Here is a 14,234-nt window from a genome sequence, read left to right on the forward strand (position 1 = left end):
CTGTTCATCCCGCCACGAAAGGCCGGACGCTGCCCCGCGGGGGCCGTCGGCCCGAGTGACTACTGCCATCAGATCGGAGTGTTGAAGACCATGAGTGTGGAAACTCAAAAAGAAACCCTGGGCTTCCAGACCGAGGTGAAGCAGCTGCTGCACCTCATGATCCATTCGCTGTACTCGAACAAGGAAATCTTCCTTCGCGAATTGATTTCCAACGCCTCCGACGCCGTCGACAAACTGCGCTTCGAAGCCCTGGCCAAGCCCGAGCTGCTCGAGGGCGGCAGCGACCTGAAGATTCGCGTGAGCTTCGACAAGGCGGCCAACACCGTCACCCTGGAAGACAACGGCATCGGCATGAACCGCGATGACGTGATCACCCACCTGGGCACCATCGCCAAGTCCGGCACTGCCGACTTCATGAAGAACCTCACCGGTGACCAGAAGAAAGACTCGCACCTGATCGGCCAGTTCGGTGTGGGCTTCTACTCGGCGTTCATCGTCGCCGACCAGGTCGATGTCTACAGCCGCCGCGCCGGTACTCCGGCGAGCGAGGGCGTGCACTGGTCGTCCAAGGGCGAGGGCGAGTTCGAAGTCGCCACCGTGGACAAGGCCGAGCGCGGTACGCGCATCGTGCTGCACCTGAAAAAAGGTGAAGACGAATTCGCCGATGGCTGGCGCCTGCGCAACATCATCAAGAAGTACTCCGACCATATCGCCCTGCCGATCGAACTGCCCAAGGAAGCGACTGCCGCCGAAGGCGAAGAGCAGCCGGCCATGGAGTGGGAAACCGTCAACCGTGCCAGCGCGCTGTGGACCCGTCCGCGTACCGAGATCAAGGACGAGGAATACCAGGAGTTCTACAAGCACATCGGCCACGATTTCGAAAACCCGCTGGCCTGGAGCCACAACAAGGTCGAAGGCAAGCTGGAGTACACCTCGCTGCTGTACGTGCCGGCCCGTGCGCCGTTCGACCTGTACCAGCGTGAAGCGCCACGCGGCCTGAAGCTGTACGTGCAGCGCGTGTTCGTGATGGACCAGGCCGAATCGTTCCTGCCCTTGTACCTGCGCTTCATCAAGGGTGTGGTCGACTCCAACGACCTGTCGCTGAACGTGTCGCGCGAGATTCTGCAGAAAGACCCGATCATCGATTCGATGAAGTCGGCGCTGACCAAGCGCGTGCTGGACATGCTCGAGAAGCTGGCCAAGAACGAGCCTGAGCAGTACAAGGGCTTCTGGAAGAACTTCGGCCAGGTGCTCAAGGAAGGCCCGGCGGAAGACTTCGCCAACAAGGAGAAGATCGCCGGCCTGCTGCGCTTTGCCTCCACCCACGACGACAGCGGCGAGCAGAGCGTGTCCCTGGCCGACTACCTGGCACGTGCCAAGGAAGGTCAGGACAAGATCTACTTCCTCACCGGCGAGTCCTACGCGCAGGTACGCAACAGCCCGCACCTGGAAGTCTTCCGCAAGAAAGGCATCGAAGTGCTGCTGCTGACCGACCGCATCGACGAGTGGCTGATGAGCTACCTGAGCGAGTTCGACGGCAAGGGCTTCGTCGACGTGGCCCGTGGCGACCTGGACCTGGGCAAGCTGGACTCCGAGGAGGACAAGAAGGCTCAGGAAGAAGTGGCCAAGGACAAGGAAGGCCTGGTCGAGCGTCTGAAAGCCGCGCTGGGCGATACCGTCAGCGAAGTGCGCGTGTCGCACCGCCTGACCGATTCGCCGGCGATCCTGGCCATCGGTGAACAGGACATGGGCCTGCAGATGCGCCAGATCCTCGAAGCCAGCGGGCAGAAGGTGCCGGACTCCAAGCCGATCTTCGAATTCAACCCGGGTCACCCGCTGATCGAGAAGCTGGACAACGAGCAGAGCGAAGACCGTTTCGCCGACTTCTCGCATATCCTCTTCGATCAGGCCGCCCTGGCGGCGGGCGACAGCCTCAAGGATCCGGCGGCGTATGTGCGTCGACTGAACAAGCTGCTGGTCGAACTGTCGGCGTAAGCAGTTGCAGGAAAGCCCGCTTCGGCGGGCTTTTTTCATTGTGCAAGGAGGGGTTCATGAGCAACGTGACGATCGAGTCGCTGGTGTACAAGCTTGACGGCAAGGTGTACGAAAGCCGCCTGGTGTATACCCACGGCGCCAAGGAACAGCCGGGCCTGGTGATGGCGCCGAACTGGATGGGCATCGGCGAGGGCGCCGAGCGCATTGCCAGGGAGGTGGCGGCCCAGGGCTATGTGGTGCTGCTGGCTGACCTGTATGGGCAGACGCTGCGCCCATCCAACATGGATGAAGCGGGGGCGGCGATGATGCCGCTGAAAAATGATCGGGTCGAGCTGCGCAAACGCATGAAGGCGGCGCTGGATCAGTTGCTGGGGCAATCGAAGGCAGTGCTTGCGCCGGGCAAGCTGGCCACCTTCGGCTTCTGCTTCGGCGGTTGCTGCGCACTGGAGCTGGCCCGTGAAGACCAGCGTCTGCGCGCTGCGGTGTCGTTCCACGGTACGCTGGACACGCCGCTGCCGGCCCAGGAGGGCAAGGTGTCGGCAGCGTTGCTGGTGTTGCACGGTGCAGCCGACCCGCTCGTGCCGCGCGAGCAACTGCCTGCCTTCGAGGCCGAGATGGATGCGGCCAAGGCTGACTGGCAGCTGGTGAGCTACGGAGGTGCGGTGCATTCGTTCACCGACCCCGCAGCGAACGTGCCAGGCAAGATGAAGTACGACGCCAGGACGTCCAAGCGCGCGTTCCAGGCGATGCACAACCTGCTGCGGGAAGTGTTCCAGGCCTGATGGCCTCTTCGCTGGCAAGCCCGCTCCTGCCTCTGTAGGAGCCGGCCTTGCCGGTGAATCTCAAGGCAACTCGATTCGCCCGATCTCGCCCGGTACCACCGGCCAATCCCCGGCCGCCCAGCGTGCCCGTGCCTGCTCGATCAGCGCCGGGTCACTGGCGACGAAGTTCCAGTTCATCCGCCGCGGCCCGTCCAGTGCGTCGCCGCCAATGATCACCAGGTGGCATTCGCTGTCGGCGTACAGGCTCATCGCGTCGCCTTCGGGCAGCACCACCAGGCTGCACGGCTCCAGTGGCTGATCATCAAGGCTCGCCTCACCGTCGAGTACATAAACCGCCCGTTCAGCGTGTTCGGCGGGAATCAGCAGCGTGCTCGCCGCCTGCATGCGCACCTCGGCATACAGGGTCGCTGACAACACCGGCACTGGCGAGGTCAGGCAAAACCCCGTGCCCGCGATCATGCGGATACTCACCCCCAGCGCATCGCTGCTCGGCAAGCTGGCCGCCGGGTGATGGCTGTAGTGCCCCGGCCCCTGTTCGTGATCCTTCGGCGAGGCCAGCCACACCTGCAGCCCGTGCAGGCGCTTGGGCTGACCCAGCAGCTCCGGCGGGGTGCGCTCGATATGCGCCACGGCGCTGCCGGCGGTCATCCAGCTCACCTCGCCGGCACTCACGCGCTGATCCGAGCCCAGGCTGTCCTTGTGCTGCAACTGGCCTTCGAACAGGTAGGTGAGGGTGGACAGGCCGATGTGCGGGTGCTGGCGAATGTCCATGCCACGCCCGGGCGGGTAGTCGGTCGCCAGCATGTGATCGAAGAACACGAACGGCCCGACGCTGCGCCGCCGTGCCGAAGGCAGCGGGCGCAGGATGGGTTGGCCTTCGACGGATTCGGCGCGCGGGCGGATTACCAGGGGAGGGTTCATCAGGGGCACCAGGGCGATGGAAATAATTGGAAGCATAACCTGCCCGGTGCCCGGGCTGAACCGTTGCGCCCGGCGGCAGGTCTACCCTGGGTCAATTGCACAAGGGGATTGCGATGTGGGCCAGGACGCTGGGGTGCCTGTTGCTGTCGGTGACGCTGTCGGGCATAGCCCAGGCGCGGGAGTACCGCTACAGCGACGCGCACCTGCATTATGTCGATTTCTTTCAGGAAAGCGCCGGCATGGACGAGTTGCTCAAGGCCATGGATGCGGCGCGTATCGATCAGTCGATGATCTCGGGTGTGGCGGTGGCCAAGAAATGGCATGAAGACGAGCCCAAGCGCCCGCGCTACTACGCCGGCGATGATGCCGCAGCCTACTGGTACAGCGCCACCGACATCTATGTGGCAGCGGCGCTGCAACAGTTGCCCGAGCAGCAGCGCCAGCGCTTTCACCCGTTTCTGACCGGCTTCAACCCGGTGGACAAGAACGCGGCCACCCATATCGAGCGCATGCTCGAGCTGTTTCCCGGCCTGTGGCAGGGCATCGGCGAAGTCTTCACCCGCCACGACGACCTGACGGCGTTGACCAGCGGCGACACGCCACGGGCCAACAACGAGGCGCTGGGCCTCATCTATCAGCTGGCGGCCAGGCACGACATGCCGGTGCTGATCCACTCCAACATCACCTCCAAGCGCGAACGCAACCCGCTGTACCTGGAAGAGATCGAGCAGCCCCTGCGCGAGCACCCCGATACCCGTTTCATCTGGGCCCACGCCGGCACCAGCATGGAGATTCACCGCCACCAGACCCAGCTGGACTTTCTGCTGCCGACCCTGACGCGCATGCTCGAGCGTTATTCGAACCTGTACATCGACCTGTCGTGGAGCGTGCTCCAACCCTACCTGCTGGACGACAAGGGCGTGCCACGGCCCGAATGGGTTGCGCTGGTGGAGCGCTTCCCCGAGCGTTTCATGCTCGGTTCCGATGTGGTCGGCCGCTTCGCCAGCCTGGGCGAGCAACTGCACGGGTTCGACCGGTTTCTGGATGCCTTGCCCGAGGCCGTGGCGCACAAGGTGGCCAAGGACAACTTTCTCGCGGTACTGCCCAGGTCACGCTGATGTCATCAGCCTGTCATGCAAGCCCCATAGCCTGCCGCCATCAACCTGATGGAGAGCAGTATGTCGAAGAGTCGTTTGGGCGCCATGGCCGCGCTGATGCTGGTGAGTGCGGTGGCCGGTGCAGAGGTGCGGGTGCAGGGGCCGGTGGAGTACGGCGTGTTCCAGACCCGCCACCAGGACTTCCAGCCCGGTGAACGGGTATTGACCCAGACCAGCCAGACCCTGGAGCACACCGACCGAGTGCCGGCCCGTCTTGGCAGCAAATTCGGCCTGCGCTATCGCCTTGAAGGCAAGGTGGCCGAAGACACGCCCCTGACGCTGCTGTACCTGACCCCCGGGGTGATCACCCCCGACGGCCAGCGCCATGACAAGTTCGAGGTGGTGCAGAAGCTGGTACCGGGGGCCGCGCAGGATGTCATGGCCTATGAATTTACCGAGCACCACGAAGTGGTACCGGGCCAGTGGCACTTCATGGTGTTCCAGGGGGACCGCCTGCTGGCCGAGCAGCGCTTCATCGTGCAATGAGGCATGCGCCGCCTGCGCTCGCAATGACAAGGCGTTTTGATATCACTTTTTCGTCTTACGCAAAAATCTCAAGGGCCGATACCTTCTAATAAGCACGTCAGCTGCATGACCGATGCAGCGCTTTTGGAGGGAACCGGAAGATGAGCTTGAGACGTTTGAACATTGCGCCGCGGGCAGGTCTGGGGTTTGGTCTGGTAGCGTTGCTGGTGTTTGCATTGGGGGCCTTCTCGCTCCTGCAGATGAGCAGCATGCGCCAGCAGTCCGAACAGGTCGACAGCAACTGGCTGCCCAGTGTGATCTCTGTGGGACAGATCAGCCAGGACATGTTCCGGATACGGGCGCTGACCCTGCGCCTGCTGCTCAACAGCGACAACGCCGCGCAGCAGCAGACCCATTCACGCATCGAGCAGATCAAGGGCGAGCTGGGCAAGGAACAGCAACGCTACCAGGCCCTGATTGCATTGCCCGAGGAGCAGGCGCTGTTCGACCGCTACCTCAAGCTCGAGCAGCAGTACCTGAGCTATCAGGCACGGGTAGCGCAGATGGCCCTGCAGGGCCAGACAACGGAGGCGGTGGCGTTGGTCAACGGTGAGATGAACCAGCTGGCCGATCAGCTCACCACCACCCTCAACGAGCTGATCGCCCTCAACAACCATCACGCCAACATGGCCACCGAGCTTGCCGGCACGGTGTACGAGCGTGCCCGCGTGTGGGTGGTCGGCCTGCTGGTGGCCGCACTGGTGCTCACCGTGGTGCTGGCGCTGACCCTGACCCGCAGTATCGTGCGCCCGCTGGCGCAATCGCTGCAGGTGGCCGAGGTGGTCGCCACCGGCGACCTGACCCCGCAGATCAACGTGGAGGGCAGTGACGAGCCGGCGCGCTTGCAGGCGGCCCTCAAGCAGATGCAGCAGAGCCTGCGCGATACCATCGGGCGTATTTCCGATTCGTCCAACCAGCTGGCCTCGGCGTCCGAAGAGCTCAGCGCAGTGACCGAGGACGCTACCCGCGGCCTGCACCAGCAGACCCAGGAAATCGAGCAGGCCGCCACCGCCGTGAACCAGATGACCGCCGCGGTGGAAGAGGTGGCGAGCAATGCGGTGGCCACCTCCCAGGCCTCGACCGAGTCCGATCGCATTGCCCGTCAGGGGCGCGAGCAGGTGCGCCTCACGGTAGCGTCGATCGAGGCGCTGGCCGATGGCGTTACCGCCAATGCCGCGGAAGTCGGGCAGTTGGCCGAGCAGGTGCACGGCATCACCAAGGTGCTGGATGTGATCGGTTCGATCGCCGAGCAGACCAACCTGCTGGCCCTGAACGCGGCCATCGAGGCGGCGCGGGCGGGGGATGCCGGGCGCGGTTTTGCAGTGGTGGCCGACGAGGTACGGGCACTGGCTCATCGTACCCAGCAGTCGACACGGGAAATCGAACAGATGATCGGTGGCATCCAGGAGGGTACCGACCGGGCGGTGGAGGGCATGCAGCAGACCAACCAGCGTGCCCAGGGCACCCTGGATGGCGCGCATGCGGCGGGTACGGCGCTGGAAGAGATTGCCACGGCCATCAGCCTGATCAACGAGCGCAACCTGGTGATCGCCAGTGCGTCCGAGCAGCAGGCACAGGTGGCGCGGGAGGTGGACCGCAACCTGACCAACATCCGCGACCTGGCGCTGCAGAGCTCGGCGGGGGCCAACCAGACCAGCGCGGCGAGCCAGGCGTTGTCGCAGCTGGCCATCGAGCTCAATACGCTGGTGGGCAGGTTTTCGGTGTAACGCCTTTGGCCTTGCCGGCGAATTGCTCCGAAAGCCGCAAACAAAAACGCCCCGAACCAGTCGGGGCGTTTCTACAGCAGGGGCGAGCCCTTGCTTACTTGCCAGCCCAGCGCTTGAGCACCAGGGTGGCATTGGTGCCGCCGAAACCGAAGCTGTTGCTCATCACGGTGTCGATCTTGGCATTTTCGCGGGTTTCGCGCAGAACTGGCAGGTCGGCCACTTCCGGGTCCAGCTCGTCGATGTTGGCGGAGCCGGCAATGAAGTTGCCTTCCATCATCAGCATGCAGTAGATCGCCTCGTGAACGCCGGCAGCGCCCAGCGAGTGGCCCGACAGGCTCTTGGTGGAGCTGATGGCCGGGGCCTTGTCGCCGAACACTTCACGCACACCCTTCATTTCGGCAACGTCACCGACCGGGGTCGAGGTGCCGTGGGTGTTCAGGTAGTCGATCGGGGTGTCGACGGTGGACAGCGCCTGCTGCATGCAGCGGATCGCGCCTTCGCCACTTGGGGCAACCATGTCGTAACCGTCGGAGGTCGCGCCGTAGCCAACGATTTCGGCGTAGATCTTCGCGCCACGGGCCAGAGCGTGCTCCAGCTCCTCGACCACTACCATGCCGCCACCGCCGGCGATGACGAAACCGTCACGGTCGGCATCGTAGGCGCGCGAGGCTTTTTCCGGGGTGTCGTTGCGCTTGCTGGACAGTGCGCCCATGGCGTCGAACAGGAACGACTGGCTCCAGTGCTCTTCTTCACCGCCACCGGCGAACACCACGTCCTGCTTGCCCATCTGGATCTGTTCCATCGCGGTACCGATGCAGTGCGCGCTGGTGGCGCACGCCGAGGCGATGGAGTAGTTCAGGCCCTTGATCTTGAACGGGGTGGCCAGGCACGCCGACACGGTGCTGCTCATGGTGCGGGTAACGCGGTATGGGCCGACGCGCTTGACGCCTTTTTCGCGCAGGATGTCCAGCGCTTCCATCTGGTTCAGGGTCGAGGCGCCGCCGGAACCGGCGATCAGACCGGTGCGCGGGTTGGACACCTGCTCTTCGCTCAGGCCCGAGTCCTTGATCGCGTCCTGCATCGCCAGGTAGGCGTAGGCGGCTGCGTGGCCGACGAAGCGATAGACCTTGCGGTCGATCAGCTCTTCGAGGTTGAGGTCGATGGAACCGGAAACCTGGCTGCGCAGCCCCATTTCCTTGTATTCCGGGTTGAAACGGATGCCCGGACGGCTTTTACGCAGGTTTTCGGAGACGGTCTCTTTGTCATTGCCCAGGCACGATACGATGCCCAGACCTGTGATTACGACGCGGCGCATGCGAATAACCCTTAGAAATTTTCAGTGGAGGTAAATACACCGACCCGAAGGCCTTCGGCGGTGTAGATCTCGCGGCCGTCGACGCTGACCGAGCCATCAGCGATGGCCATGTTCAGCTTGCCTTTCAGGACGCGCTTGATGTGGATGTTATAGGTGACTTTCTTGGCGGTCGGCAGTACCTGACCGAAGAACTTCACTTCGCCCGAACCCAGGGCCCGGCCACGGCCTGGCAGGCCTTGCCAGCCCAGGAAGAATCCGACCAGCTGCCACATGGCATCCAGGCCCAGGCAGCCTGGCATCACCGGGTCGCCTTCGAAATGGCAGGCGAAGAACCACAGGTCTGGACTGATATCCAGCTCGGCGACCAACTCACCTTTGCCGTACTTGCCACCCTCTTGGCTGATGTGCGTGATGCGATCCACCATCAGCATGTTAGGGGCGGGCAGTTGCGCGTTACCTGGGCCGAACAGCTCACCGCGACTGCAGCGCAGCAGGTCTTCCCGGGTAAAGGCGTTTTGTTTGGTCATGCGAGCTCCTCAATAGTCACCGTGCGGCACGGGGTAGATCTTCCCGACCGACCCAAAAGCCTCAGGCTTGGGGCGGCAGCCTACACATAGACTATTGCGTTGTAGTGAAAGTCACAGCACAGGGGACGAAGATGTACACTTGTGCACTGAAATTTTTATGACAAGCCCGGCAAGGGCCCGGTTCAGTCTGTAAGACTGCCGCACTTTAGCATTTATCGCCAGTCACAGATGCCTGTGCGGGCAGCCAGCGATGCAGAATCTGCTGCAGATCAATGCGTTTGAACGGCTTGGTCAGGTAGTCGTTCATGCCGGCGGCCAGGCAGCGTTCGCGATCGCCCTGCAGCGCGTTGGCAGTCAGGGCGATGATCGGCATGGCTGCGGCATGGGGGATCTGGCGAATGCGCCGGGTGGCCTCGTAGCCGTCGATGACCGGTAGGCGGCAATCCATCAGCGTGGCGGCAAAGCGCTGGCGGCTGGCCAGCGCCACCGCCTGGGCGCCATCGGCGGCCACGCACACCTCGAACCCCAGGCTGCGCAGCATGGCCTGGGTCACGGCCTGGTTCACCGGGTTGTCCTCCACCAGCAGGATGCGTCGGCCCTGGCCAGGGTCACTGTTGTCGGCCCTGGGCGCAGGCAGCGTGGGGTTCTGCTGCATGCATAGCGCCAGCGGCATTTCCAGGGTAAAGGTCGAGCCCCTGCCTTCACGGCTTTCGGCACGCAGCGTGCCGCCCATGCGCTCGGTCAGGGTGCGGGCGATAGACAGCCCCAGGCCGGTACCGCCGTAACGTCGTGAAATAGAACTGTCGGCCTGCTGGAAGGCCACGAACATGGTTTCCAGGCGCTCGCTGTCGATACCGATGCCGGTATCGCGCACCGCACAGGTGAACCAGATCAGTTGTCGGTCCAGTACCTGCCAGCGCGGTTCGATCTGCACGCTGCCGTGTTCGGTGAACTTCAGCGCATTGCCGATCAGGTTCACCAGCACCTGGCGGATGCGGGTCGGGTCGCCGGCCACGCGCAACTGTTCCATGCCCGGCGGCAGTGGCGCCAGCAGCAGCAATCCGCGCTGCTGGGCGACGTGCTGGAACGACTGCGTGCAACTGCCCAGCAGCTCGGCCAGGTTGAACTCGATGTGCTCCAGCTCCAGCGTCGTGCGCTCGATCCGCGAGAAGTCGAGGATGTCGTTGATCACCTTGAGCAGATGGCCGGTGGACTCGCTGGCCACGGCCGCGTACTCGCTCTGTTCTTCGCTCAGCGCGGTGGTCTGCAGCAGTTGCAGCATGCCCAGCACCCCGTTCATGGGGGTGCGCAGCTCGTGGCTCATCATCGCCAGGAAGTCCGACTTGGCCTTGTTCGCCTGTTCCGCTTCCTCGCGGGCCTGGATCAGCTGGGCGATAGCCTGTTGCTGCTCGTGGCTGGCCTGTGCCAGGCCGCTGGCCAGGTTGTTGATGTGGCGGGCCAGGTGGCCCAGCTCGCTGTCGTCGACCACCGGCAGCGGCGCATTGAAGTCGCCTTTCTGGATGGCCTTGACCGCGTGCCCCATGTCGCTGATCGGACGCGACAGGCTACGCGCCAGGCGCCGTGCGAGGATGAAGGTGAACAGCAGGGCGAACAGGGCCAGGATCGCGGCCTTGATCACGATTTCCTGCTGGCGCTGGTTGAAGGCGTCATCGGACATGCCCACGATCACCCGGCCCAGGTAATCGTCCTTGCGGGTCGAGGCCGAGCCACCGTTGTGCAGGAAATCGCTGTCCAGAAAGATCCGCTGCAGGCGGATAGGCGCCTGGAACACCTCGACCTGTTGGGGACGGTTCTCGTGCTCGTCGGCCTGCTCGACATACACCAGGATGTGGTTTTCGCTGTCCTGCACTTCGAGAAAGCGCACATGCGGGATGGTCAGGGTGGCGCGCATCAGGCTCTCGAGCACTTCGTCATTGCCCGAAATGACCCCGTATTCCGAGGCCGGTGCCAGCTGGTTGGCGATCAGCTGGCCGGTATGGTTGAGCTCCTGGCGCAAGTCCTGGATGCGTACGAAGGTGAAGAAGCTGATCAGCAGCAACGTCAGCAGCAGGGCCGGCCCCAGGCTGATGATCTGGGTGCGGGTACTGATGTCCCAGGTCAGTTTTTTCATCGGTGCTTCTCTCCTGCGGCCACGGCCTGTTGTGCGGCCACCGGGTCTATCGCCTCGATGCCCAGGGCTCGGGCCACCTGCTGGTTGCCGGCCACGCGAAATCGCTCGGGGTACAACGTCCGCGGCCAGGCCGCCGGCGGCTGGTCGAGCAGGCGGTCGAGCACCGCCAGCCAGTCATGCTGGTCGCTCAGGGTACTGGCCAGCCCGCCGGCGCGCACGAACCCGGCATTCGGACCGATCAGCGGGACCTGGCGTGCATAGCTGCTCAGCAGCAGGTGCTTGGCCGTGGTGGCGTTGTACAGCAGTGGGTCGTCCAGGCCCAGTAGCACATCGCTGTTTTTGAGCACGGCCTGCAGCGGCCGATTGTCACGCGGGTCGGGCCAGGCCTGGGCGATGATCTCAAGGCGCAGCGCCTTGGCCGCCTGGCGCAGCTCGTCGAGCAGGAACCGGCTGTTCTCGGTATATAGCACACCAATGCGCCTGGCCTGGGGCAGCAGGTAGTGGGCCAGGCGCAACTGGCGCGCGGGCGGCGGGTCGCTCCACAGCAGGCTCAGGTAGGACGGGCGTCGGTCGCCCAGGTGCCGGCTGGCCTGTACCCGGCTGACCCGCAAGGCCAGCGTCGGCGGGCCTTCGGGCTGTTTCAGGCGCCAGTCCAGTGCGGCCAGGTCGAGCAGAATCAGGCGCGTGCCCGGCTTGAGCCTGTGCCCGGCAGGCAGTTCTGACACGGCGGTGAAGCGCACGTGATCGGTGGGGCGCTGCGCGCGCAGGGCGGTGACGAAGTCGCGCACGCCTGCATTGCCCTGGGCGGCGGTAACCAGAATGTCTGCGGCCGCCAGTGCGCTCAGCGGCCACGCCAGCATCAGCACCAGGCAAGCGTGCAGCAGGCGCATCAGAATTCCAGCTCCGCGCTCAGGTACAGCACCTGCCGGCTGTCGTAGCGGTTCTGCCAGTTGCTGGTGGGCTCGTCATCCAGGCGTTGCTGAAGCATCCCGGCCAGCTCCAGGCTGGCGTTGCGGATGGGGATGCGCCTGGCCACGCGCAGGTCGACACGCTCGAAGCGGTACTGGTTGAGGGCGTCGTCGCCGTAGTAGAACACTGCGCTCGACCAGCCTCGGCCCCAGTCGCGCAGCCAGCCGGCCGAGCCGCTGTTGCGTGCGCTGAGGTGGCGGTCATCGGGGTTGCTGGCCCAGGCATCGACATAGGCGTAGGTCAGGCGCAGGCGGTCGGCACTGCGCAGTTGCCAGTCCAGTTGCGCCTCGCTGCCGGTGAAACGCGCCTTGTTGGCGTTGCTGGCGATGGGCCGGTTGTTGCGCAGCGGTTCGCTGACCATGCCGGTGAGCTGGTCATGGAACAGCTTGATGTCCAGGCTCAGGCCGATTTCGCTGAAAAAGCCGTTGTAGCCCAGCTCCTGCGAGCGCATGCGTTCCTGGTCGAGGTCGCCCGGGCCGCGGGTGGTGACGAAGTACTCGGCGTGGCGCTGGCCGAAAGCGGCCGGGCGCAGGTTGTCGACGCGGTAGCTCCAGTTGACGTTGTTCTCGAACATGTCCGGCGAGCGTACCGCCTCCGAGTACACCGCACGCAGGCCGTGGCGCGGGGTGATCAGGTAGTTCACGGCCAGGCGCGGGGCCAGCGAGCTGCCCGCCAGCCGGGTATCCTCGAACATCGCGCCGCCCTGCACGATCCAGTGTTCGTCGGCGCGCCACTCGAGCTGGCCGAACAGGCGCCAGGTGGTGTCGTCGAGGCTGCCATCGTAGTAGGTCTGCGAGTCGGCCCGGTCGTAGCGGTAGGCGACGCCGCTGACCAGGCGCAGGCTGTCGCTCAGGCTCAGGGTGTCCTGCAGCTCCAGGTCCAGGCGGCTTTCGCGGGTACTCTGGTCGATGTCGCCGCACACCGGGTTGGCACCGCCGTTGTGCCACTGCTGGCGGACCTCGCGGGCCAGCGCCTGCTCCTGGTCGCTGCCGGGAGGAATCGGTGCGTCGATGTTGCGGGCCAGGCGTTCGGTATAGCCCGGGTTGAGCCGCCACAGCTGCGCCAGTTGCGGGCTGAAGGCGATGGCCGCATCGCACGCGCGCCACACCTGCTGGCGATCCCAGTGCAGCGCCGAACCCTGCAGGTACAGGCTGTGCCGCGGGTCCAGGTCGATGTTCCAGCGTACCGAGGCGGCGTAGTCCTTGGCATTCACGTCGGCGTTCGCCCCTGCGCCGCTAACGCCGGGGAACACCGGGGTATAGGCATAGGGGCGCTGCTCGCTGCCTTCCTTGGCGGAAAACTGCCAGTCCAGGCTCTGCTCGGCGTTCAGCGCATGGCTGGCGCTCAGGCTCAGGCGGTTCAGGCGGCGGCCATCGCGGTAGTGCTGGCCCTGCGCGTTGTGGTCAAAGCCGTCGTCCTGCTGGCCCGACAGCGACAGGCGCAGGTCGCCGCCGTCCCAGCCCAGGCCCTGGCTGGCGTACCAGTCGTCGATGCCGCGCTGGCCGCGGATCACCTTGAGCCGCGTGCCATGGCTGTCGGCCGGGCTGCGGGTGAGGATGTTGACCACCGCCATCAGTGCATTGGCGCCATAGCTGACGGTGTTGGGCCCGCGGAACACCTCGATGCGCTCGATATCCTCCAGTGCCAGCGGGATATCGCCCCAGTCCACCGTCGCCAGCCCCGCGCGGTACACCGAACGGCCATCGACCAGCACCTGCATGCGCCGCGCATCGTTGACGCTGCTGCCGTGGTAGTTGGCCGCCGGCTGGTTGCCCGCGCCGTAGCCGACCATCATGCCGGGCACCAGGCGCAGCAGTTCGGGTACGTTGCGCGCGCCGCTGGCGCGGATCAGCTCACTGTCGAGCACGCTCATGCTGCCGGGCACCGCCGCCGGCGACTGCCTGAGGCGGGTGGCGGTCAGGATCTGCGGCAGCGCCTGGCTGTCGACGAACAGGTCGTCCGCCACCGCCGGACCGCCCAGCAGGGCAGTCAGCAGAACCAGCGGGCGCGAGGGGGGAGGGCCAAGATGCACGGCGCGGCCTTGATGGCGGGTATCGAGCGGGCATGTTAACCGAGTAGCCGGCTTTTTCCAGCGATCAAACCCGCATTGCTGCGGTCCAATCGCACATCTGGCGCTGGCCGTGGCCTTAACGCTCCGTATAATGCGGGGGTCGCCACTTTATTG

General features: G+C 64.8%; 11 protein-coding genes. 5 read left to right on the plus strand and 6 right to left on the minus strand.

Features of this window, described 5'->3' with window-relative positions:
- Positions 1-90: 90 nt before the first annotated feature.
- Together htpG and B4I46_RS14905 are read left to right on the plus strand one after the other, a co-directional pair.
- A complete protein-coding gene (htpG, locus tag B4I46_RS14900; RefSeq protein ID WP_286900761.1) occupies positions 91-1,995 on the plus strand; it encodes a molecular chaperone HtpG in 1,905 nt (634 codons plus the stop codon).
- 56 nt (positions 1,996-2,051) lie between these two features.
- Complete coding sequence (locus tag B4I46_RS14905) at positions 2,052-2,777, plus strand: dienelactone hydrolase family protein (protein ID WP_116053355.1); 726 nt, start codon at positions 2,052-2,054, stop codon at positions 2,775-2,777.
- Between the two features lie 60 nt (positions 2,778-2,837).
- Here the strand turns inward: B4I46_RS14905 and B4I46_RS14910 are convergent, their stop codons facing one another.
- Positions 2,838-3,698, minus strand: a complete 861-nt coding sequence (locus B4I46_RS14910; RefSeq protein ID WP_286900765.1) for a pirin family protein — start codon at positions 3,696-3,698, stop codon at positions 2,838-2,840.
- 113 nt (positions 3,699-3,811) lie between these two features.
- Here B4I46_RS14910 and B4I46_RS14915 point away from each other — a divergent pair, with 113 nt between their 5' ends.
- The 3 genes from B4I46_RS14915 (at position 3,812) to B4I46_RS14925 (ending at position 7,107) form a co-directional block, all read left to right on the plus strand.
- Positions 3,812-4,816 (plus strand): amidohydrolase family protein, encoded by a 1,005-nt coding sequence (locus B4I46_RS14915; protein ID WP_253087365.1) that lies wholly within the window; start codon positions 3,812-3,814, stop codon positions 4,814-4,816.
- 60 nt (positions 4,817-4,876) lie between these two features.
- Positions 4,877-5,341, plus strand: a complete 465-nt coding sequence (locus B4I46_RS14920; protein ID WP_043863123.1) for a DUF3859 domain-containing protein — start codon at positions 4,877-4,879, stop codon at positions 5,339-5,341.
- A 140-nt stretch (positions 5,342-5,481) separates the two neighbouring features.
- On the plus strand, positions 5,482-7,107 hold the full coding sequence (locus B4I46_RS14925) for a methyl-accepting chemotaxis protein (protein ID WP_043863122.1): 1,626 nt from the start codon (positions 5,482-5,484) through the stop codon (positions 7,105-7,107).
- Between the two features lie 94 nt (positions 7,108-7,201).
- On the opposite strand, the gene fabB is transcribed toward B4I46_RS14925, so the two are convergent.
- From fabB to B4I46_RS14950, 5 genes are all read right to left on the minus strand, one after another.
- Positions 7,202-8,422, minus strand: coding sequence for a beta-ketoacyl-ACP synthase I (fabB, locus tag B4I46_RS14930; protein WP_054915677.1), 1,221 nt, complete (start codon positions 8,420-8,422; stop codon positions 7,202-7,204).
- A gap of 11 nt (positions 8,423-8,433) precedes the next feature.
- Positions 8,434-8,949 carry a 3-hydroxyacyl-[acyl-carrier-protein] dehydratase FabA gene (gene fabA / locus B4I46_RS14935; RefSeq protein WP_043863120.1) on the minus strand — a complete coding sequence of 172 codons (516 nt, stop codon included), beginning with the start codon at positions 8,947-8,949 and terminating at the stop codon, positions 8,434-8,436.
- A 205-nt stretch (positions 8,950-9,154) separates the two neighbouring features.
- Positions 9,155-11,080 (minus strand): ATP-binding protein, encoded by a 1,926-nt coding sequence (locus B4I46_RS14940; protein WP_286900773.1) that lies wholly within the window; start codon positions 11,078-11,080, stop codon positions 9,155-9,157.
- Positions 11,077-11,970, minus strand: coding sequence for an ABC transporter substrate-binding protein (locus B4I46_RS14945; protein ID WP_286900775.1), 894 nt, complete (start codon positions 11,968-11,970; stop codon positions 11,077-11,079). The genes B4I46_RS14940 and B4I46_RS14945 overlap by 4 nt, the downstream gene beginning before the upstream one ends.
- Complete coding sequence (locus tag B4I46_RS14950; RefSeq protein ID WP_043863117.1) at positions 11,970-14,081, minus strand: TonB-dependent receptor plug domain-containing protein; 2,112 nt, start codon at positions 14,079-14,081, stop codon at positions 11,970-11,972. The genes B4I46_RS14945 and B4I46_RS14950 overlap by 1 nt, the downstream gene beginning before the upstream one ends.
- Between the last annotated feature and the right edge of the window lie 153 nt (positions 14,082-14,234).

The organism is Pseudomonas sp. UBA7500, from assembly GCF_002478435.1.
Taxonomy (GTDB): Bacteria; Pseudomonadota; Gammaproteobacteria; order Pseudomonadales; family Pseudomonadaceae; genus Aquipseudomonas; species Aquipseudomonas palmensis.